15 protein-coding genes are annotated in these 18840 nt (G+C 63.5%); 5 read left to right on the top strand and 10 right to left on the bottom strand.

Annotation, left to right across the window (positions count from 1 at the left end):
- Window position 1 precedes the first annotated feature (1 nt).
- Window positions 2–526, top strand: coding sequence for an NADH-quinone oxidoreductase subunit B family protein (locus MTR72_RS26245; protein WP_280966875.1), 525 nt, complete (start codon window positions 2–4; stop codon window positions 524–526).
- A gap of 188 nt (window positions 527–714) precedes the next feature.
- On the opposite strand, the gene MTR72_RS26240 is transcribed toward MTR72_RS26245, so the two are convergent.
- From MTR72_RS26240 to MTR72_RS26195, 10 genes are all read right to left on the bottom strand, one after another.
- Window positions 715–1998: a glycerate kinase type-2 family protein gene (locus MTR72_RS26240; protein ID WP_280966876.1), complete on the bottom strand. Its 1284-nt coding sequence runs from the start codon at window positions 1996–1998 to the stop codon at window positions 715–717.
- Between the two features lie 260 nt (window positions 1999–2258).
- A complete protein-coding gene (locus tag MTR72_RS26235; protein ID WP_280966877.1) occupies window positions 2259–3488 on the bottom strand; it encodes an ABC transporter substrate-binding protein in 1230 nt (409 codons plus the stop codon).
- A 166-nt stretch (window positions 3489–3654) separates the two neighbouring features.
- Window positions 3655–4884, bottom strand: coding sequence for an ABC transporter substrate-binding protein (locus MTR72_RS26230; RefSeq protein WP_280966878.1), 1230 nt, complete (start codon window positions 4882–4884; stop codon window positions 3655–3657).
- A gap of 266 nt (window positions 4885–5150) precedes the next feature.
- Entirely contained in the window at window positions 5151–6377 is a 1227-nt protein-coding gene (locus MTR72_RS26225; RefSeq protein ID WP_280966879.1) for an ABC transporter substrate-binding protein, read from the bottom strand.
- A gap of 119 nt (window positions 6378–6496) precedes the next feature.
- Window positions 6497–7732 carry an ABC transporter substrate-binding protein gene (locus MTR72_RS26220; RefSeq protein WP_280966880.1) on the bottom strand — a complete coding sequence of 412 codons (1236 nt, stop codon included), beginning with the start codon at window positions 7730–7732 and terminating at the stop codon, window positions 6497–6499.
- Window positions 7733–7757: 25 nt separating this feature from the next.
- Window positions 7758–8777 carry a branched-chain amino acid ABC transporter permease gene (locus MTR72_RS26215; protein ID WP_280966881.1) on the bottom strand — a complete coding sequence of 340 codons (1020 nt, stop codon included), beginning with the start codon at window positions 8775–8777 and terminating at the stop codon, window positions 7758–7760.
- Window positions 8778–8779: 2 nt separating this feature from the next.
- Window positions 8780–9658 (bottom strand): branched-chain amino acid ABC transporter permease, encoded by an 879-nt coding sequence (locus tag MTR72_RS26210; RefSeq protein WP_280966882.1) that lies wholly within the window; start codon window positions 9656–9658, stop codon window positions 8780–8782.
- Window positions 9659–9669: 11 nt separating this feature from the next.
- Window positions 9670–10383 carry an ABC transporter ATP-binding protein gene (locus MTR72_RS26205; RefSeq protein ID WP_280966883.1) on the bottom strand — a complete coding sequence of 238 codons (714 nt, stop codon included), beginning with the start codon at window positions 10381–10383 and terminating at the stop codon, window positions 9670–9672.
- The gene (locus MTR72_RS26200; RefSeq protein WP_280966884.1) at window positions 10380–11177 is read right to left on the bottom strand and encodes an ABC transporter ATP-binding protein; all 798 of its coding nucleotides are present in this window, start codon (window positions 11175–11177) and stop codon (window positions 10380–10382) included. Before MTR72_RS26200 ends, MTR72_RS26205 begins: the two co-directional genes overlap by 4 nt.
- A 66-nt stretch (window positions 11178–11243) precedes the next feature.
- Window positions 11244–12110: an IclR family transcriptional regulator gene (locus MTR72_RS26195; protein WP_280971139.1), complete on the bottom strand. Its 867-nt coding sequence runs from the start codon at window positions 12108–12110 to the stop codon at window positions 11244–11246.
- 130 nt (window positions 12111–12240) lie between these two features.
- On the opposite strand from MTR72_RS26195, the gene MTR72_RS26190 reads away from it, so the two are divergent.
- From MTR72_RS26190 to pimC, 4 genes are all read left to right on the top strand, one after another.
- Window positions 12241–14337, top strand: coding sequence for a 3-hydroxyacyl-CoA dehydrogenase NAD-binding domain-containing protein (locus tag MTR72_RS26190; RefSeq protein ID WP_280966885.1), 2097 nt, complete (start codon window positions 12241–12243; stop codon window positions 14335–14337).
- A 193-nt stretch (window positions 14338–14530) separates the two neighbouring features.
- Window positions 14531–16216, top strand: coding sequence for a dicarboxylate--CoA ligase PimA (gene pimA, locus MTR72_RS26185; RefSeq protein ID WP_280966886.1), 1686 nt, complete (start codon window positions 14531–14533; stop codon window positions 16214–16216).
- Complete coding sequence (locus MTR72_RS26180) at window positions 16213–17400, top strand: acetyl-CoA C-acyltransferase (RefSeq protein WP_341511548.1); 1188 nt, start codon at window positions 16213–16215, stop codon at window positions 17398–17400. The genes pimA and MTR72_RS26180 overlap by 4 nt, the downstream gene beginning before the upstream one ends.
- Before the next feature lie 166 nt (window positions 17401–17566).
- Window positions 17567–18757, top strand: a complete 1191-nt coding sequence (gene pimC, locus MTR72_RS26175; protein ID WP_280966887.1) for a pimeloyl-CoA dehydrogenase large subunit — start codon at window positions 17567–17569, stop codon at window positions 18755–18757.
- Window positions 18758–18840: the final 83 nt, after the last annotated feature.

Below are 18840 nucleotides of genomic sequence, written 5' to 3'. Positions count from 1 at the left end.
CATGCGCAAGACCCTGCTCGAAAGCCTCACCCATGGTTCGCTGACGGAGCCCGCGCCGGCGCCGGACGATTCGGCGCTGGCAGAGCTTGCAACGAAGGTCGACCGCGCCGCCCAGGCCAGGCTTGGGCGTTCTCTTGCCATTCGCCAGGTCGATGCCGGGTCCTGCAACGGCTGCGAGCTGGAGATCCACGCGCTGTCCAACGCCTTCTACGACATCGAACGTTTCGGCCTGCGCTTCGTCGCCTCGCCGCGCCATGCCGACGTGCTGCTGGTCACAGGTCCCGTGACCAAGAACATGCGGCAGGCGCTGGAGCGGACCTACAACGCGACGCCCGATCCGAAATGGGTCGTCGCGGTCGGCGGCTGCGCGATCGATGGCGGCATTTTCAAAGGCAGCTACGCGAGCGTCGGCGGCGTGTCCGCGGTCGTGCCGGTGGATCTGCACATCAACGGTTGCCCACCGTCGCCGACGGACTTGTTGAAGGGCCTGCTCGCGCTGCTCGAGCACGTCGGCGGGAAGGGGTGAGCGGCTCGCAATGACGCGGCACGCTTGCCACATTCCCGGCGTCATCGCCGGACCTTGATCGGGCGATCCAGTATTCCAGAGACAGTGCGAGGATACGGAGACGCCGCGGCGTACTGGATTCCCCGCTTTCGCGGGGAACGACAGCGCGTCGAGGGCTGGCCCCGCGACGACGCCGGATCAAGCGCGCTTCAATCCACCAAAATCACCCTGATGTCGTTCACGTTGGTCAGCGTCGGGCCCGGCAGCAAGAGGTCGCCGGTCGCTTCGAAGAACGCGGAGGCATCATTGTTGGCGAGGTAGGCCTGCGGCTCCAGCCCCTGCGCCCTCATCTTCACAAATGTCGCCGCGTCGATCAGCGCGCCGGCAGGATCAGTGGGCTTACCAGCGCCGCCGTCGGCGCCGTCGGTGTCGCCGGCCAGCGCCGCGATGCCGGTGGTGTCCTTCAACAGATCCGCAAGCGCCAGCGCGTATTCCTGGTTCGGGCCGCCGCGCCCATTGCCGCGCACGGTCACCGTGAGCTCGCCACCGGAGAGGATCGCGACGCGCTTGCCGGCCGCGCGCGCCTGCAGCGCGCGTTTGGCGTGATCGGCCGCGACTTCGCGCGCCTCGCCCTCGAGATCGGCACCGAGATCGATCGTCTCAAAGCCCGCCTCTTTCGCGAGCTTCACTGCTGCGTCGAGCGATTGCTTCGGGCGGGCGATCAGCTCGAAATGCGCGCGCGCGAAGGCTGCGTCACCCGGTTTGCAGCTTTCATTGCCGGCATCGTCGAGCGCGCGGCGCACGGCTTCGTCGATCTGAAGCCCGTACTTCGCCACGATGGCACGCGCATCCGCAAGCGTGGTCGGATCCGGCACCGTGGGCCCGGAGGCGATCGCGGAGGCCTCGTCATGCGGCACGTCGGAGATCGCGAGCGTCACGATCTCGGCGGCGTTCCGCCCCGCACGCGCGAGCCGGCCGCCCTTGATGCGCGACAGGTGCTTGCGCACCGTGTTGACCTCGCCGATCGGCGCGCCGGAGCGCAACAGCGCTTTGTTGACCGCCTGCTTCTGCGCGAAGCTGATCCCCTCGACCGGCGCGATCCAGTTTGCCGAGCCGCCGCCGGTGAGCAGCACCAGGAGAAGATCGTCCGGCCCGGCCTGTCGCGCGAGCTCGAGGGTATCGGCGGCGCCCTTGAGGCCGGCCTCGTCGGGCACGGGATGTCCAGCCTCGACCACCCGGATGCGCCGCGTCGGCACGCCATAGCCGTGGCGGGTGGTGGCGATGCCGACCAGCCGCTCCGGCGCAAGATGGAGTTCGTCGAGATAGTGCCGCTCCGCAGCCGCAGCCATGGCGCCAGCGCCCTTGCCGGCGGCAAGGCAGATCACGCGCCCCTTGGGGATGGGCCGCAGGTGCGGCGCCAGAACCACGTCGGGATGGGCGGCGGCGACGGCAGCATCGTAGAGCGCACGGAGAAGAGGACGTCGATCGGTCATTGGCGAGGGCCTTCGGCGGACTGGAGTGACCGGCGAGTGCGCGATGCGGCTCGCCACTCACCTGCCTAGCGCATCATGCGGGAAAGCGTAAGCGGGCTTTGCGATCATTCGATTGTGCAATCGCGTGACGATAATCCGCACGCAACTGAAAGCCCCGCGCGGCGGTCCCGCGGGGGGCTTCCAGCCTTGGTCTTTCAGACCGCTAGCTCTGCTGCGTCACAGGCACCCACCCTCATCCTGGATGTTGTGACGCGGCAAGTCTAGCCGCCTACATCGGCGCTGATCACGTCACCGAACAGCTCCCACCGCTCGCCCTTGAACTTCTCGAGCCGGAGCTGGCTGATCGGCGCGAAGTCGTTCGGTCCGGTGTTGATCTGGATGCCGGGCAGCAGCGCCTCCGTGCGGAAGTCCTTCAGGCTTGCCGCCTGCTTCATGATGTTCTCGCGCGTGAGATTATCACCGCACTGCTTCAGCACCTGCACGAGCGTCTGCGCCACGGCGTAGCCGACGATCGTGCCCTTATCGAGCTTGTCGCCCTCGGGGAAGTATTTGCTCATGAAGGCCAGAAAATCCTTCATGCCGGGATCGTTGGCCCATTCGGGATCCGAGACGTCCTTCAGATAGTCGGCTGAGATGATGTCCTGTCCGTTCTCGAAGCCGGCGGGCTTCATCACGCTGCCGACGGAGGCCGAGACGTTGTTGAGGAAGTGCAGCGGCTTCCAGCCGATTTCGGCGTTCTTCTTGATCGCCTGCGCTGCGAATTTCGGCGTCGTGATGTTCATGAAGACGTCGGCGCCGGTCGACTTCAGCTTGACGATGTGGTTGTCGATGGTCGGCTCGGAGGTCTCATAGCTCTCTTCGGCGATGATCATCGAGGAGGCCTTGGAGCCGAGGCCGTCCTTGAGACCCTTCAGATAGTCCTTGCCGTAATCATCGTTCTGGTAGAGCACGGCGATCTTTGCATCGGGCTTGTTCTTGAGCAGCCACTTCGCGTAGATCTGCGTCTCGCTCTGATAGTTGGGCTGCCAGCCCATCGTCCAGGGGAAGTCTTTCGGATCGTTCCACTTGGTGGCGCCCGTCGCGACGAAGAGCTGCGGCACCTTCTTCGAGTTCATGTACTTATGGATCGCCGAGTTCGGCGGTGTGCCGAGCGAGTTGAAGATGAACAGCACCTCGTCGCTCTCGACCAGCTTGCGCGCCTGCTCCACCGTCTTCGGTGGCGAATAGGCATCGTCATAGCTGATGTAGTTGATCTTGCGGCCATTGATGCCGCCTTCGTCGTTGATCTTCTTGAAATAAGCGGCTTCGGTGCGGCCGATGATGCCGTAGGCGGAAGCCGGTCCGCTGTAGGGCATGATGTTGCCGATCTTGATCTCGGTATCGGTCGCGCCGGTATCGTATTTCTTTTGCGCCGATACAGTGGAGGTCGAGGCCGCAATGAGCGCGAGCGCCAGTGACGCGGCCGCAAGTTTGCCGGTGACAGCGGGCATTCCTATCTCCCTATTTTCTTGGTGTGTGCGTTCCTTTTCTTGACTTGAGTGTTTTTGGCGACGCGGCCGCAATTCAATACGATTTGGTTGGCGCCTTCAAGAAAAAGCCCCAGGGGCTGCTTCTTTAGTATGCACCGAGGCCGTATGCGCCTAAGTCGCTCTCCGGCTAGCCACTCACATCGGCGCTGATGACGTCGCCGAACCGTTGCCAGCTTTCGCCCTTGAAGCGCATGAGCTGCAATTGTGAAAGCGGGGCAAAGTCGGTGGGGCTGGTATTAACCTTGACGCCCGGCAGCAGACCTAACGGTTCGTAGTCCTTGATGCTGGCCGCCTGTTTCATGACGTTCGCACGGGTCAGATCGTCGCCGCAGTTCTTCAACACGTGCACGAGGCCCTGGGCCACGATGTAGGCATACATCACGAACACGTCGGTTCGGTTGGCCTCGGGGTAGTACTTGTCCAGGAACTCGTTCCAAGCCTTGATCGCGGCATCATCCTTCCATTCCGGTTCGGTCGGGTCCTTGAGGTAGATCGAGGAGATGATGTCCTGCGCATTCTCAAAACCGGCAGGCTTGATCACGCTGCCGAGCGACGCCGAGACGTTGTTAAGGAAATGCAGTGGCTTCCAGCCGATCTCGGCGTTCTTCTTGATCGCCTGCGCCGCAAACTTCGGCGTGGTGATGTTGAAGAACACGTCGGCACCGCTCGCCTTCAGCTTGACGATGTGGGAGTCGATGGTCGGCTCGGAGACTTCGTAGCTTTCCTCCAGCACGATCATAGAGGCTGCCTTGGCGCCGAGACCATCCTTGAAGCCCTTCAGATAGTCCTTGCCGTAATCATCGTTTTGGTAGAGCACGCCGATCTTGGCGTTCGGATGGTTCTTCAGGATGTATTTCGCATAGATGATGGATTCGCTCTGGTAGTTGGGCTGCCAGCCCATGGTCCAGGGAAAGTCCTTGGGGTCGTTCCATTTGGTGGCGCCGGTGGCGACGAAGAGCTGCGGCACCTTCTTCGAGTTCATGTATTTCTGGATCGCCGTGTTCGGCGGCGTACCGAGCGAGTTGAAGATCAGCAGCACCTCGTCGCTCTCGACGAGCTTGCGTGCCTGCTCCACCGTCTTCGGCGGCGAGTAGGCGTCGTCATAGCTGATGAAGTTGATCTTGCGGCCGTTGATGCCGCCCTCCGCATTGATCTTGCGGAAGTAGGCCTCTTCGGTTTTGCCGATCACCCCATAGGCCGACGCCGGCCCGCTATAGGGCATGATGTTGCCGATCTTGATCTCGGTGTCGGTCGCGCCGGTATCGTATTTCTTCTGCGCCGGGGCTGCCGTCGAGAGCGTAGCAGCCAGCGCGAGGGCGGCCGAGAAGGCCCCCAATCGCACATGCATTGCAGGCATCTTGATCTCCCTAGGATCCGGTTGAATGTGTCGCTTTTTGTTGATTGGGAGCGGCGGTTTGCCTCTCGCTCCGGGGCAGATTGAATACCCTTCAGGGTTCGCCAGCAAGAAAAACGCCCCCTGCGGAACTGCGCAGGGCGCGCGATTTATTCGGTGCGATGGGGAATATTCCGGCAGATGAGATCCTGCCGCGGAGCCGACAAGTTGATCTTTAGTTGCGTTGGCTCAATCCATCCGTACTCTTGGTTGTACAGATGCAAGGCCTGCTAGTGGCCGAGTTCGCTGGAGATGACATCGCCGAAGAGCTCCCATCCCTTGCCCTTGAACCGCATCATCTGGAGCTGCTCGATCGGGGCATAATTGTCCGGCGCGGTGTTGATCTTGATACCGGGCAGGAGCGTGTCGGGCTCGAAATCCTTCAGACTCGCCGCCTGCTTCATGATGTTTTCGCGTGTCAGGTCGTCGCCGCACATCTGAAGCACCTTCACCATGGTCTGTGCCGCAGCATAGCCGAACACCACGGCCGCATCGAGCTTGTTCGCCTTCGGATCAAATTTTGCGAGGAAGTTGTAAAACTTCTTCATGCCGTCATCGGCGTTCCACTGCGGGTCGGAGGCGTCCTTGAGATAGGTCGCCGACAGAATGCCTTGCGATATCTCCAGACCCGCCGGCTCGAGCACGCCACCGACCGACGCCGAGACGTTCGAAACGATGTGCATCGGATGCCAGTTGATCTCGGCCGCCTTCTTGATCGCCTGCGCCGCGAATTTCGGCGTGGTGATGCTGACGAGGACGTCGGCGCCCGCGGCCTTCAGCTTCACGACATGCTCGTCGACGGCCGGCTCCGAGGTGTCGTAGCCCTCCTCCAGCACAATCATCGACGCTTTGGCCCCGAGGCCGTCCTTGAGCCCCCTCAGATAATCCTTGCCGAAATCATCGTTCTGGTAGAGCACGCCGATCTTGGCGTCCGGCTTCTCCTTCGAGATGAACTTGGCATAGATGTGCGCCTCGCTCGCGTAGCTGGGCTGCCATCCCATGGTCCAGGGATACTGCTTGGGATCGTTCCATTTCGAGGCGCCGCTCGCCACGAACAATTGCGGCACCTTCTTCTCGTTCATGTACTTGCGGATGGCACCGTTGGTGGAGGTGCCGACCGAGCCGAAGATCAGCAGCACGCCGTCGCTTTCGACCAGCTTGCGCGCCTGCTCCACCGTCTTCGGCGGCAAGTAGCCGTCGTCGTAGGAGATGAACCTGATCTTGCGGCCATTGATTCCGCCCTCGGCGTTGATCTTGTCGAAATAAGCCTGCTCGGTTTTGCCGATCACGGCATAGGCCGAGGCCGGACCGCTATAGGGCATGATGTTGCCGATCTTGATCTCGGTATCCGAAGCGCCGCTGTCGTATTTCTTTTGCGCCAGCGCGGGGCTGCTCATCGCAGTGCACAACGCGACCACGGCCGAAACGGCCGCAACCTGAAAACGAACGGCAGTCATTGTTCTCCCACCCCGGTTGGATCGGCGCCGCATTGAACAAGATTGGCGCCTGACGTCAACAAAAAGCCCCCGCGATCGGTCGCGGGAGCTTTGCAAGGCCGGACTGTTACGCCAGCGCCTTATTCGGATGCGACGTCGCCGCTGATGATCTCGCCGAAGAGTTCCCACTTCTCGCCCTTGAAACGCTGCATCTGGAGCTGGGAAATCGGCGCGAAGTCGGTCGCGCTGGTGTTGATCTTGACGCCGGGCAGGAGGGTATCCGTCGCGAAATCCTTCAGGCTCGCCGCCTGCTTCATGAGGTTGGTGCGGGTCAGATCGTCGCCGCACATTTCCAGGACCTTGGCGAGCGTCTGCGCTGCGCCGTAGCCATAGACCATGCCGGTGTCGGTCTTGTCGGCGCCCGGCATGTACTTGTCGACGAACTCGTTCCACTTCTTCATGCCAGGGTCGTTGTTCCATTGCGGATCGGTGGAGTCCTTGGCATAGGCTGCCGACAGCACGCCCTGGCCGTTGTCGAAGCCGGCCGGCTTCATCACGCTGCCGACCGAGATCGAGACGTTGGTAAGGATCTGGAGTGGCTTCCAGCCCAGCTCGGCGGTCTTTTTGATGGTCTGGGCCGCGAACTTCGGTGTGGCATAGATCAGGAGCACGTCGGGATTCGCGGCCTTGATCTTGACGATGTGACCGTCGATCGACGGCTCGGACACCTCATAGCTCTCCTCCAGCATGATCATGGACGAAGCCTTGGCACCGAGTCCGTCCTTGGTGCCCTTGAGGTAGTCTTTGCCGAAATCGTCGTTCTGATAGAGAATCGCGACCTTGGCGTCAGGCTTCTCCTTCATCAGCCACTTCGCGTAGATCTGCGCTTCGCTCTGGTAGGACGGCTGCCAGCCCATGGTCCAGGGGAAGTTCTTCGGATCGTTCCACTTGGTGGCGCCGGTGGCGACGAAGAGCTGCGGGATCTTCTTGGCGTTGAGATATTTCTGGATCGCGGTGTTCGATGGTGTGCCGAGCGGATTGTACACGGCCAGCACCTCGTCGCTCTCGACGAGCTTGCGCACCTGCTCGACCGCCTTCGGCGGCGAATAGGCGTCGTCATAGGTGACGAAATTGATCTTGCGGCCGTTGATGCCGCCCTTCTCGTTGATCATCTTGAAATAGGCTTCTTCGGTCTTGCCGATGATGCCATAGGCCGACGCCGGACCGCTGTACGGCATAATGTTGCCGATCTTGATCTCGGTGTCCGAAGCGCCGGTGTCATATTTCTTTTGGGCGAGTGCTGCGCCGGAGGTGAAAGTGATGACCGCCGTTGCCGTAACCAGCGCGGCGGTTCGCAGTGTTCTTCCAAGAAGCAATTTGGTCTCCTTCACTAAAGTTTCTTCAGTTCTTTCTGAGTTTGCCAGCGAGCTGCTGGCCCAGGATCGCGGCCTGCCTTGCGCCATGCGGCACGAGGTAGATCACGAGGAACAGGAGCACGCCGAACACCGCGCCGGAGAGGCCCTTGGAGATGCCCTCGGCGATGTTCGGGACGAAGATGATGAACGCGGCGCCGACGATCGAGCCGGGCAGCCAGCCGACGCCGCCGACGACCATGCCGAGGAAGAGCTGGATCGCGAGCGTGATGGTGAAGCTGTCCGGTGCCACGAACTGCACAGCAATCGCGCTGAGGCCGCCGGCGACGCCGGTGATGCCGGCTGAGACGCCGAAGGCGAGCGTCTTGTAGAGCGCGACGTTGACGCCCATCGCGGAGGCGGCGATCTCATTGTCGCGGATCGCCATGAAGGCGCGGCCCGACCGGGAGCGCAACAGGTTCACCGACAAAATGTAGATCGCCAGCGTGACGACGAGCGTGAAGTAGTAGAGCCACATGTCCTGCGACATCGGCAGGCCGAACGGCGCATCGGGCTTGGTGACGACGAGGCCCTGTACGCCGCCGGTCCAGTGCTCGAGGAAATTCAGCTTCAGAAGCTGCGGCATGGCGGTTGCGAGCGCGAAGGTCGCAAGCGCCAGATAGACGCCGGAGAGCCGCAGCGCCGGCTGGCCGAACAAGAAGCCGGCCCCGAAGCAGAGTACGCCGGCGATCGGCAGGCACAGCGCGTAGTTGACGTTGAACTGCTCCATCAGCACCGCGGTGACGTAGGCACCGATGGCATAGAACGCGCTCTGGCCGAGCGAGAACTGGCCTGAGCCACCCGTCAGGATGTTCAACGCCAGCACGGCAAGCCCCAGATACAGCAACTGGGTCAACTGGAAGATGATGAAGTTCTTGGCGAACAGTGGCACGGCCAGGAGCAGCAGCAGCACCACGATGGAGGTGCCGGTACCCAGCGTCATGGCTCGCTTCGGAACGGCCTCGACCGCCTGATGGCCTTCTGCGACGACTTCTTCTGCGGCGCTCATGATCAAACTCGCTTGACGATGTGCCGGCCGAACAGGCCAGCGGGTTTGACGACCAGGACGGAGATGATCAGCGCGAGCGCGATCGGGAGCTTCAGCTCATTGCCGACGCCGGGGATGTAGGTGCCGGCGAGGTTCTCGAAGATGCCGACGAGGAAGCCGCCGACCACGGCGCCGAACGGGCTCGACAATCCGCCGAGCACCGCGGCGGCAAAGCCGTAGATGAGCACGCCGCCCATCATGTTGGGCTCGAGGAACACGACCGGTGCGATCAGCATGCCGGCGATCGAGCCGATCGCAGCCGCCATGCCCCAGCCGAGCGCGATCATCCAGCTCGTGTTGATGCCGACGAGGCGGGCCGATTCAGGCAATGAGGCGGCGGCCCGCATGGCGAGACCGATGCGCGTGTACTGGAAGAAGAAGTAGAGCCCGACCAGGAGCAGCAGGGTGACGCCGATCATACCAGCCTGGTGGGTCGAGATGAGCTGACTGCCCAGGAACGGCGCCGAGCCGAACGGGGTCGGATACTGCTTGATGGTGAAATCCCAGATCAGACCGGCCGAGGAGTTGATGATCGCGAACAGCGCGATGAAACCGGCGACGTTGGTCAGCACCGGCGCTTTGGCGAGCGGCTTGAACAGGATGCGCTCGATCGCGATGCCGCCGACGAAGGAGAGCGCCAGCGTGATCACGAAGGCGCCCCAGTAAGGCACGCCCCACTGCATCAACTGCCAGGAGATGAAGGTCGAGAACATCGCCATCTCGCCTTGCGCGAAGTTGAGATGGTCGATCGCCTGGTAGATCATGACCACGGCGAGCGCCATGCAGGCGTAGATGGCGCCGGTGGCAATCCCAGCCAGGATTTGGTTGGTGAAAAGCTCCATCGTGCCGCTCCTCAGTAACCCAGGTAGGATTTGCGGATTTCTTCGTTGTTCGCGACGTCCTTGGCATTGCCCGACATCACGATGCGGCCAGTCTCGATCACATAGGCATGGTCGGCGAGCTCGAGTGCGAGCTGCGCGTTCTGCTCGACCACCAGGATCGACACCTTGTCCTCGCGATTGATCTTGCCGAGGATCCCGAAGAGGTCCCGCACGACCAGCGGCGCGAGCCCGAAGGACGGTTCGTCCAGGAGCATCAGCCGCGGCCGCAGCATGAGCGCGCGGGCAACCGCCAGCATCTGCTGTTCGCCGCCGGACAGCGTGCCGGCCTGCTGGGTATGCCGCTGCTTCAGCACGGGGAAATGCGCGTACATGCGCTCGATGTCCGCGACGATGCCGGCATTGTCCTTGCGGGTGATCGCTCCCAACTGCAGGTTTTCCTCCACGGTCATGTTAGTGAAGGTGCCGCGGCCCTGCGGAACGTGGGCGATGCCGAACCGCACGATGCTTTCCGTGGAGCGATTGTTCAACGGCTTGCCGTCGAACTCGATCGCGCCGGTGGAGCGCACCATGTTGCAGATCGCGCGCAGCGTGGTGGTCTTGCCGGCGCCGTTGGCTCCTAGCAGCGTCGTCAGCGAGCCCTCGTTGAGCGAGAAGGACAGGCCGTGAAGGGCCTGGACCTGGCCGTAATAGGCGCGCAGATCCTTGACGTTGAGCAGCGTCGTCATTGGTCCTTGCTCCCGAGATAGGCCTTGATGACATCGGGATCCGCTTGCACCTGGGCGGGCGTGCCTTCCGCGAGCTTCTTGCCGAAATTCAATGCGACGACGTGGTCCGCGATCGACATCACGAGGCCCATGTGATGTTCGACGAGGAGCACGGTCATGTGGCGATCGTCGCGAATGCGGCGGATGAGATCGCCGAGCACATAGACTTCCTCATGATTGAGGCCGCCGGCCGGCTCGTCGAGCAGTAGGATCTTCGGATCGGCAGCTAACGCCCGTGCCAATTCGACGCGCTTCTGCGTGCCGAACGGCAGGCCCGAGACGACCGTGTGGGCGACTTCCTCGAGATTGAGATAGGCGAGGATCTCGTGGACCTTCTTGTTGACGTCGGCCTCGCTGCGCCGAACCCAAGCCAGCCGAAGCGAGTCGCTGATGATGTCGCTGGAGGTCTTCGAATGAGCGCCGACGCGGACGTTGTCCATCACCGAAAGGTTCGGAAACAGCGCGACGTTCTGAAAGGTGCGGCCGATGCCGATCTCGGCGATCCGGTGCGGAGGGCGCGACAGGATGCTCACGCCCTCCATCAGGATGTCGCCGGACGACGGCTGATACAGCCGCGAGAGGCAGTTGAAGAGCGTGGTCTTGCCGGCGCCGTTGGGGCCGATCAATCCGAGGATCGCACCCTTGTGCATGTTGAAGGACACGCCGTTGAGCGCGACGATGCCGCCGAACACGACGCTGACGTCGCGAACCGCGAGCAGAGGCGATGTCCCCTGCGCGAGCTGTGCCTGCGTCATCTCGTCTCGCCCACACCATTCAGTGGGCTGAGGGACGGCGCGAGCCGTTCCCGGCAATGACAATGGCTATCTGATCCCCTCGGCCACACGCGCAACTTTTCCTCCTGATTTCAGCTTTTTGCTGTCTTGTTTTTTTGAATGCGGCACCAGACCCCCGAGCGCCGCTTCGATGTTCCTTACCATTGCGAGCAGACGCGGTCCAATGTCGTTGATCAAACGCTCTTCCGTGAAACGGAATGCGGGCGCACCGCAATTGAAAGCATAGGGACCGGTTCCGTCGTTCAGCTTGAGCGCGACGCCTGCGGCGCCGATGTCGTCGTGCCAGTCGCCGACCGAGATCGCAAAGCCGTGCTTCGCGACGATCTCGCCGGCGCGTTCGAGCCCCTCGCGCAGCTTGGGCCAGCGGCTGCCGTAATGTTCACGCAGATCGCGCAGCAGTTCCGCGCGCTCGTCTTCCTCAAGCGCCCAGAAATAGGCGCGGCCCATCGCGCTGGTTGCAATCGGCACGCGGGAGCCGACGTCAAGTTGAACGCCGACCGTCTCGCTGCCGCGACTCTGCCCGAAATAGATCATGCTGTGGCGATCGCGGCCGCCGACAGCGACCGCACCGCCCGTCGCGCGCATGACTTCCTCGCGGAATGGTTCGGACAAATGCCGAACACCCAGATTGGCCAACGCGGTGTAGCCGAGCGCCATCGCGGCCGGCGCGAGCTGATACTTCTCGAAACGGGGAACCGGAGTAAGATATCCGAGCTTCGTCAACGTGTAGGTCAGCCGTGATACCGTCGGCTTTGGCAGGTTGGTGCGGGCCGCGATCTCCTGATTGCCGAGAAGTCCGTCGCTGGGTTGGAATGCGCGCAACACATCAAGTCCGCGGGAAAGCGCGACGACGAAATTTCGATCGGTCGCAGTCTTCTTTCCTGTACGCTTCATCCCTGATCTGCTTCTTGCGCGGAGTCGTTGACAAGGCTCGTGCTTCAAAATAACCCTGCCGTCAAGATGCGGAATTAAATTCCGCACCGCGAAATCGAACAAAAGTGAATCCCCACCAAGGAGGGAAGCCGTGAGCGAAGTGGTCAAGCTTGAGCGTCATGACGAAGTCGGGATCGTCACGGTGAACAGTCCTCCGGTCAATGCACTGAGTGCCGCAGTCCGTGGCGGTATCCTGGAGTGCATCAAGGCCGCGGTCGCCGATCCCGCGATCAAGGGCATCGTTCTGACCTGTGCCGGGCGCACCTTCATCGCCGGTGCGGACATCACCGAATTCGGCAAGCCGCCGAAGCCCCCCGCCCTCAACGACGTGCTCTCGGAGATCGAGAATTCGCCGAAGCCGGTCGTTGCCGCGATCCATGGCACCGCACTCGGCGGCGGTCTCGAGGTCGCGCTGGCCTGTCATTTCCGCGTGGCCGTGAAAGAGGCCAAGCTCGGCCTTCCCGAGGTGAAGCTCGGCCTTCTGCCGGGCGCCGGCGGCACCCAGCGCTTGCCGCGCGCAGTGGGGCCGGAGCTCGCGGTCAAGATGATCGTCGGCGGCGATCCGATCGGGGCGACTGAGGCGCTGAAGAACGGTCTCATCGAGGAGATCGTCGACGGCCCCGCCTCCGGCGGCGAAGCCTTTGTCCGCAAACTGCTCGCCGAGAAGCGTCCGCTGCGCCGCCTGCGCGACGACGACTCCAAGCTCGCCGCCGCCAAGGCCGACCGCTCGATCTTCACCAATGCGGTCGCCGCCATGACCAAGAAGTCGCGCGGCCTGGAAGCGCCGTTCGCGGCGGCCGATGCCGTCGGCTATGCCATCGACCTGCCGTTCGACGAGGGTCTGAAGAAGGAGCGCGAAGGCTTCCTCAAGCTCGTCGCCAGCGACCAGTCCAAGGCGCAGCGCTATGCGTTCTTCGCCGAGCGCGAGGCCAACAAGATCGCGGGCGTGCCCGAGGGCACCAAGTCGCGCACGGTGAACCGCGTCGCCATTCTCGGTGCCGGCACCATGGGCGGCGGCATCGCGATGTCCTTTGCCAACGCCGGCATTCCCGTCACCCTGATCGAGACCGGCGAGGAGCAGCTCAAGCGCGGCATGGGCATCATGCAGAAGAACTGGGAGGCGACCGCGGCGCGCGGCGGCATCCCGGCGGATGCGCCCGCCAAGCGCATGGCGCTGATCAACGGCGTCGTCGGCATCGAGAATGTCGGAGATGCCGACCTCGTCATCGAGGCGGTCTTCGAGACCATGGCGGTGAAGAAGGAAGTGTTCGGCAAGCTCGACCAGTTCGCCAAGCCTGGCGCGGTGCTCGCCTCCAACACCTCGTATCTGAACATCGACGAGATCGCAAAATCGACCAAGCGTCCGCAGGACGTTCTCGGCATGCACTTCTTCTCGCCGGCCAACGTCATGAAGCTGTGCGAGATCGTGCGCGCCGACAAGACCGCGCCGGATGCGCTGGTCACGGCCGTCTCGATCGCGCGCAAGATCGCCAAGGTGCCGGCCGTGGTCGGCGTCTGCGACGGTTTTGTGGGCAACCGGATGCTGGCACAGCGCAGCAAGCAGTCCGAGAAGCTGCTGTTCGAAGGCGCGCTGCCGCAGCAGGTCGACGCTGTGGTGACAAAATTCGGCATGCCGATGGGGCCGTTCGCGATGGGCGACCTCGCAGGCCTCGACATCGGCTGGCGCTCGCGCAAGGACCGCGGCATCAAGTCGGAGATCGCGGACGCGCTGTGCGAGGCCGGCCGTTTCGGCCAGAAGACCGGCAAGGGCTACTACAAGTATGAGGCGGGCTCGCGCGCGCCGCTGCCCGATCCGGAGGTCGAGAAGCTGATCGACGAGACGCTGCTGCGCTTGGGGCGCAAGAAGCGCGTCGTCAGCGACGAGGAGATCCTCGAGCGCATGATGTATCCGATGGTCAACGAGGGCGCGAAGATCCTGGAAGAAGGCATCGCGGCGCGTCCCTCCGATATCGACGTGGTCTGGCTCTACGGCTATGGCTGGCCGATCTACCGCGGCGGCCCGATGTTCTGGGCCGATACGGTCGGCCTCAAGCACATCGCCGATCGTCTCGCCTTCTACGCCAAGGAGACCAACGACCCGAGCCTCGAGCCCGCGCCGCTGCTGAAGAAGCTCGCGGCCGAAGGCAAGACGTTCGCCTCGCTGGCGGCGGCATCGAAAGCGGCGTGATGTCGACTGGCACACTCTCTCCGTTCCCTCCCCCCTTGCGGGGGAGGGCCAGGGAGGGGGGTAGCCCCAGGCAACGCCGGCGTTCGTGGCACCCCCTTCCCCAACCCTTCCCCGCAAGGGGGAAGGGAGCCCTTCCGCTGGCGCCCACCTCACGCGACATCGTTGCACCCGCTTTGCAGAGTATCGATCGTCAATGACCCATCCCGGCGAACAGTTTTATCCCGAGGGTGTGCGGTGGGACGACACCATCGTCCAAGGCACGCTCCCTGACCTGGTGTCGAGGGCCGCCGCCGATCACGGCGCACGCACTGCGCTGGAGTTTCGCGACCGGCAGATCGGCTACGCCGAGCTGGCGGCGATGGCCGAGCGCGCGGCTGCGGCCTTCCTGCGCGCCGGCTGCGGCAAGGGCTCGTCGGTCGCGCTGTTCCTCGGCAACACGCCCGACCATCCCGTCAATTTCTTCGGCGCGCTGAAGGCCGGCGCCCGCGTTGCGCATCTCTCGCCGCTCGACGGCGAGATCGCACTGACGCACAAGGTCGCTGACTCCGGCTCGCGGGTGCTCGTCACCTCGAACCTCCAGGCCTTGCTGCCGACCGCGCTAAAATTCCTCGACAAGGGCCTGATCGACCGCCTCGTCGTCTGCGAGGACGACAATTGGGGTAAGGTCGGCACGCCGCAGGCGGCGATCCCGAGCGATCCCCGCATCGTCACCTTCAAGACTTTCACCGATGGCGCTACCGCGCCGGCGGAGTGGCCGGTCGTCACCGCCGACGACGTCGCGCTGCTGCAATATACCGGCGGCACCACCGGCCTGCCCAAGGGCGCGATGCTCACGCACGGCAATCTCACCTCCGCCGTCTCGATCTACGACGTCTGGGGCAAGCCGGCGCGCGCCGCGCGCGGCGACGTCATCGAGCGCGTGATCTGCGTGCTGCCGCTGTTCCACATCTACGCGCTCACCGTGGTGCTGCTCTCCTCGCTCCGCCGCGGCAATTTGATCTCGCTCCATCAACGCTTCGACGTCGAAGCCGTGATGCGCGACATCGAGGTCAAGCGCGCAACCTATTTCCCCGGCGTGCCGACGATGTGGATCGCAATCGCCGCCCTGCCCGATCTCGCCAAGCGCGACTTCTCCTCGCTGAACGCGATCGGCTCCGGCGGCGCGCCGCTGCCGGTCGAGGTGGCGAAATTCTTCGAGAGCAAGGTCGGCAAGAAGTTGCGGAGCGGCTGGGGCATGACCGAGACCTGCTCGCCCGGCACCGGCCATCCGCCGGAAGGTCCGGACAAGCCCGGCTCGATCGGCCTGATGCTGCCCGGCATCGAGCTCGACGTCGTCGCGCTGGACAATCCCACGAAGGTGCTGCCTCCGGGCGAGGTCGGCGAGATCCGCATCAAGGGCCCGAACGTCACCAAGGGCTACTGGAACAAGCCGAAGGAATCGGCCGAGTCCTTTGCCGACGGTCGGTTCCTGACCGGCGACATCGGTTATATGGATGCAGACGGCTATTTCTTCCTGGTCGACCGCAAGAAGGACATGATCATCTCGGGCGGCTTCAACGTCTATCCGCAGATGATCGAGCAGGCGATCTACACCATTCCGGGCGTGCACGAGGTGATCGTGCTCGGCATTCCCGACCAGTATCGCGGCGAGGCCGCAAAGGCCTTCATCAAGCTCAGGCCGGATGCAAAGTCGTTCTCGCTCGACGAGCTGCGCGCGCAGCTCACCGGCAAGGTCGGCAAACACGAATTGCCGGCCGCGGTCGAGTTCGTCGACGACCTGCCGCGCACGCCGGTCGGAAAGCTGTCGCGCCACGAACTGCGCCAGCAGCAAAAACCCTCACAATCCATGCAGCAACTCGCATCAGGAGGTCGCTCTTGACCGACGCCGTCATCGTTTCCACCGCCCGCACCCCGATCGGCAAGGCCTATCGCGGCGCGCTCAACGTCACCGAGGGCGCAACCCTGCTCGGCCACGCCATCGGCGAAGCGGTCGCACGCGCAAAAATCGATCCGAAGGAGATCGAGGACGTCGTCATGGGCGCGGCCCTCCAGCAGGGTGCGACCGGCGGCAATATCGCGCGCAAGGCACTGCTGCGCGCCGGCCTGCCCGTCACCGTGGCCGGCACCACCATCGACCGGCAATGCGCTTCGGGCCTGCAGGCGATTGCGCTCGCCGCGCGCTCTGTGATCTTCGACGGCGTCGAGATCGCGGTCGGCGGCGGCGGCGAGTCGATCAGCCTCGTGCAGAACGACAAGATGAACGGCTTCCACGCCCAGGATCCGGCGTTGCTCAAGATCAAGGGCGAGGTCTACATGCCCATGATCGACACGGCGGAAGTCGTGGCCAAGCGCTATGGCATCTCGCGCGAGAAGCAGGACGAGTATTCGCTGGAGAGCCAGCACCGCACCGCGGCCGCCCAGCAGGGCGGCAAGTTCAAGGATGAGATCGCGCCGATTGCGACCAAGATGGCCGTGACCGACAAGGCCACCGGCGAAGTCTCCTTCAAGGACGTCACGCTGTCGCAGGACGAAGGCCCGCGTCCCGAAACCACGGCCGAAGGCCTCGCCGGCCTCAAGCCGGTGCGCGGCGAAGGTTTCACCGTCACGGCCGGCAATGCCAGCCAGCTCTCCGACGGCGCCAGCGCCTGCGTGATCATGAGCGACAAGGAAGCCGCCAAGCGCGGGCTGAAGCCGCTCGGTATCTTCCGCGGCTTCGTCTCCGCCGGCTGCGAGCCGGACGAGATGGGTATCGGTCCGGTCTTCGCCGTGCCGCGGCTGCTCAAACGCCACAGGCTGAAGGTCGATGACATCGGTCTCTGGGAATTGAACGAGGCTTTCGCCGTGCAGGTGCTCTACTGCCGCGACAAGCTCGGCATCGACCCTGACAAGATCAACGTCAATGGCGGCGCGATCGCGGTCGGCCATCCCTACGGCATGTCGGGCGCGCGCCTCACCGGCCACGCCCTGATCGAGGGCCGCCGTCGCAACGCCAAGTATGCGGTCGTCACCATGTGCGTCGGCGGCGGCATGGGCGCGGCGGGACTTTTTGAGGTGTTGCAGTAAGTCACTGTCGTCCTGGCGAAAGCCAGGACCCATTACCCCGTGTCTCGGTAAGAGGCGCAAATGGCAGCCACCGCCCGACACAACGAAGGCCTGTGGTAATGGATCCTGGCTTTCGCCAGGATGACGAAGAAAAGAAGAAACTGGGTTTCGCTCACAGGAGGATCCGATGGATCTCGCATTCACTAGGGAAGAGCAGGCGTTTCGCGAGGAGGTGCGGCAGTTCTTCCGCGACAACGTGCCGCCGGATACGCGGCGCAAGCTGGTCGAGGGCCGCCATCTGTCGAAGGACGAGATGGTCGCCTGGTGGCGCATCCTCAACAAGAAGGGCTGGGGCGTCAGCCACTGGCCGAAGCAGTATGGCGGCACGGGCTGGACATCCGTGCAGCACTACATCTTCAACGAGGAGCTGCAGTCCTATCCGGCACCGCAGCCGCTCGCCTTCGGCGTCAGCATGGTCGGCCCGGTCATCTACACCTTCGGCAACGAGGAGCAGAAGAAGAAGTACCTGCCCCGCATTGCCAACGTCGACGATTGGTGGTGCCAGGGCTTCTCGGAGCCGGGCTCGGGTTCGGACCTCGCCTCGCTGAAGACCAAGGCCGAGCGCAAGGGCGACAAGTGGATCATCAACGGCCAGAAGACCTGGACCACGCTGGCCCAGCACGCCGACATGATCTTCTGCCTGTGCCGCACCGACGCCAGCGCCAAGAAGCAGATGGGCATCTCCTTCATCGTCTTCAGCATGAAGTCGAAGGGCGTTACCGTGCGCCCGATCCAGACCATCGACGGCGGCCACGAGGTCAACGAAGTCTTCTTCGACGACGTCGAGGTGCCCTACGAGAATCTGATCGGCGAGGAGAACAAGGGCTGGGACTACGCAAAGTTCCTGCTCGGCAATGAGCGCACCGGCATCGCCCGCGTCGGCGTCTCCAAGGAGCGCATCCGCCGCATCAAGGACCTGGCATCGAAGGTCGAGTCCGCTGGCCGCCCGATCATCCAGGATCCCGCCTTCCGCGAGAAGCTGGCGGCCTGCGAGATCGAGCTGAAGGCACTCGAGCTGACGCAGCTCCGCGTCGTCGCCGATGAAGGCAAGCACGGCAAGGGCAAGCCCAATCCGGCCTCCTCCGTGCTGAAGATCAAGGGCTCGGAGATCCAGCAGACCACGACCGAGCTGCTCATGGAAGTGATCGGGCCGTTCGCGGCTCCGTATGACATCCATGGTGACGACGGCTCGAACGAAGCCATGGACTGGACCGCCCAGATCGCGCCGAGCTACTTCAACAACCGCAAGGTCTCCATCTACGGCGGCTCCAACGAGATCCAGCGCAACATCATCGCCAAGGCGGTGCTGGGGCTGTGAGCGACTGAGTACACGAAGGACGCTGTCGTCCCCCGCGAAGGCGGGGGACCCAGTAAGCCGCGGCAGCCGTGGTTACGACAGGC

The organism is Bradyrhizobium sp. ISRA442, from assembly GCF_038085055.1.
Classification (GTDB): domain Bacteria; phylum Pseudomonadota; class Alphaproteobacteria; order Rhizobiales; family Xanthobacteraceae; genus Bradyrhizobium.
The sequence above is the reverse complement of the archived record's forward strand: the minus strand, read 5'-3'. Positions and strand labels throughout refer to the sequence as shown.

Excerpts from the sequence above, each read along its gene's own strand:
- MTR72_RS26240 (WP_280966876.1), bottom strand. The coding sequence starts at position 1,998 with ATGACCGATCGACGTCCTCTTCTCCGTGCGCTCTACGATGCTGCCGTC.
- MTR72_RS26245 (WP_280966875.1), top strand. The coding sequence starts at position 2 with ATGCGCAAGACCCTGCTCGAAAGCCTCACCCATGGTTCGCTGACGGAG.
- pimA (WP_280966886.1), top strand. The coding sequence starts at position 14,531 with ATGACCCATCCCGGCGAACAGTTTTATCCCGAGGGTGTGCGGTGGGAC.
- MTR72_RS26230 (WP_280966878.1), bottom strand. The coding sequence starts at position 4,884 with ATGCCTGCAATGCATGTGCGATTGGGGGCCTTCTCGGCCGCCCTCGCG.
- MTR72_RS26235 (WP_280966877.1), bottom strand. The coding sequence starts at position 3,488 with ATGCCCGCTGTCACCGGCAAACTTGCGGCCGCGTCACTGGCGCTCGCG.
- MTR72_RS26205 (WP_280966883.1), bottom strand. The coding sequence starts at position 10,383 with ATGACGACGCTGCTCAACGTCAAGGATCTGCGCGCCTATTACGGCCAG.
- MTR72_RS26225 (WP_280966879.1), bottom strand. The coding sequence starts at position 6,377 with ATGACTGCCGTTCGTTTTCAGGTTGCGGCCGTTTCGGCCGTGGTCGCG.
- MTR72_RS26215 (WP_280966881.1), bottom strand. The coding sequence starts at position 8,777 with ATGAGCGCCGCAGAAGAAGTCGTCGCAGAAGGCCATCAGGCGGTCGAG.
- MTR72_RS26210 (WP_280966882.1), bottom strand. The coding sequence starts at position 9,658 with ATGGAGCTTTTCACCAACCAAATCCTGGCTGGGATTGCCACCGGCGCC.
- pimC (WP_280966887.1), top strand. The coding sequence starts at position 17,567 with ATGGATCTCGCATTCACTAGGGAAGAGCAGGCGTTTCGCGAGGAGGTG.
- MTR72_RS26200 (WP_280966884.1), bottom strand. The coding sequence starts at position 11,177 with ATGACGCAGGCACAGCTCGCGCAGGGGACATCGCCTCTGCTCGCGGTT.
- MTR72_RS26195 (WP_280971139.1), bottom strand. The coding sequence starts at position 12,110 with ATGAAGCGTACAGGAAAGAAGACTGCGACCGATCGAAATTTCGTCGTC.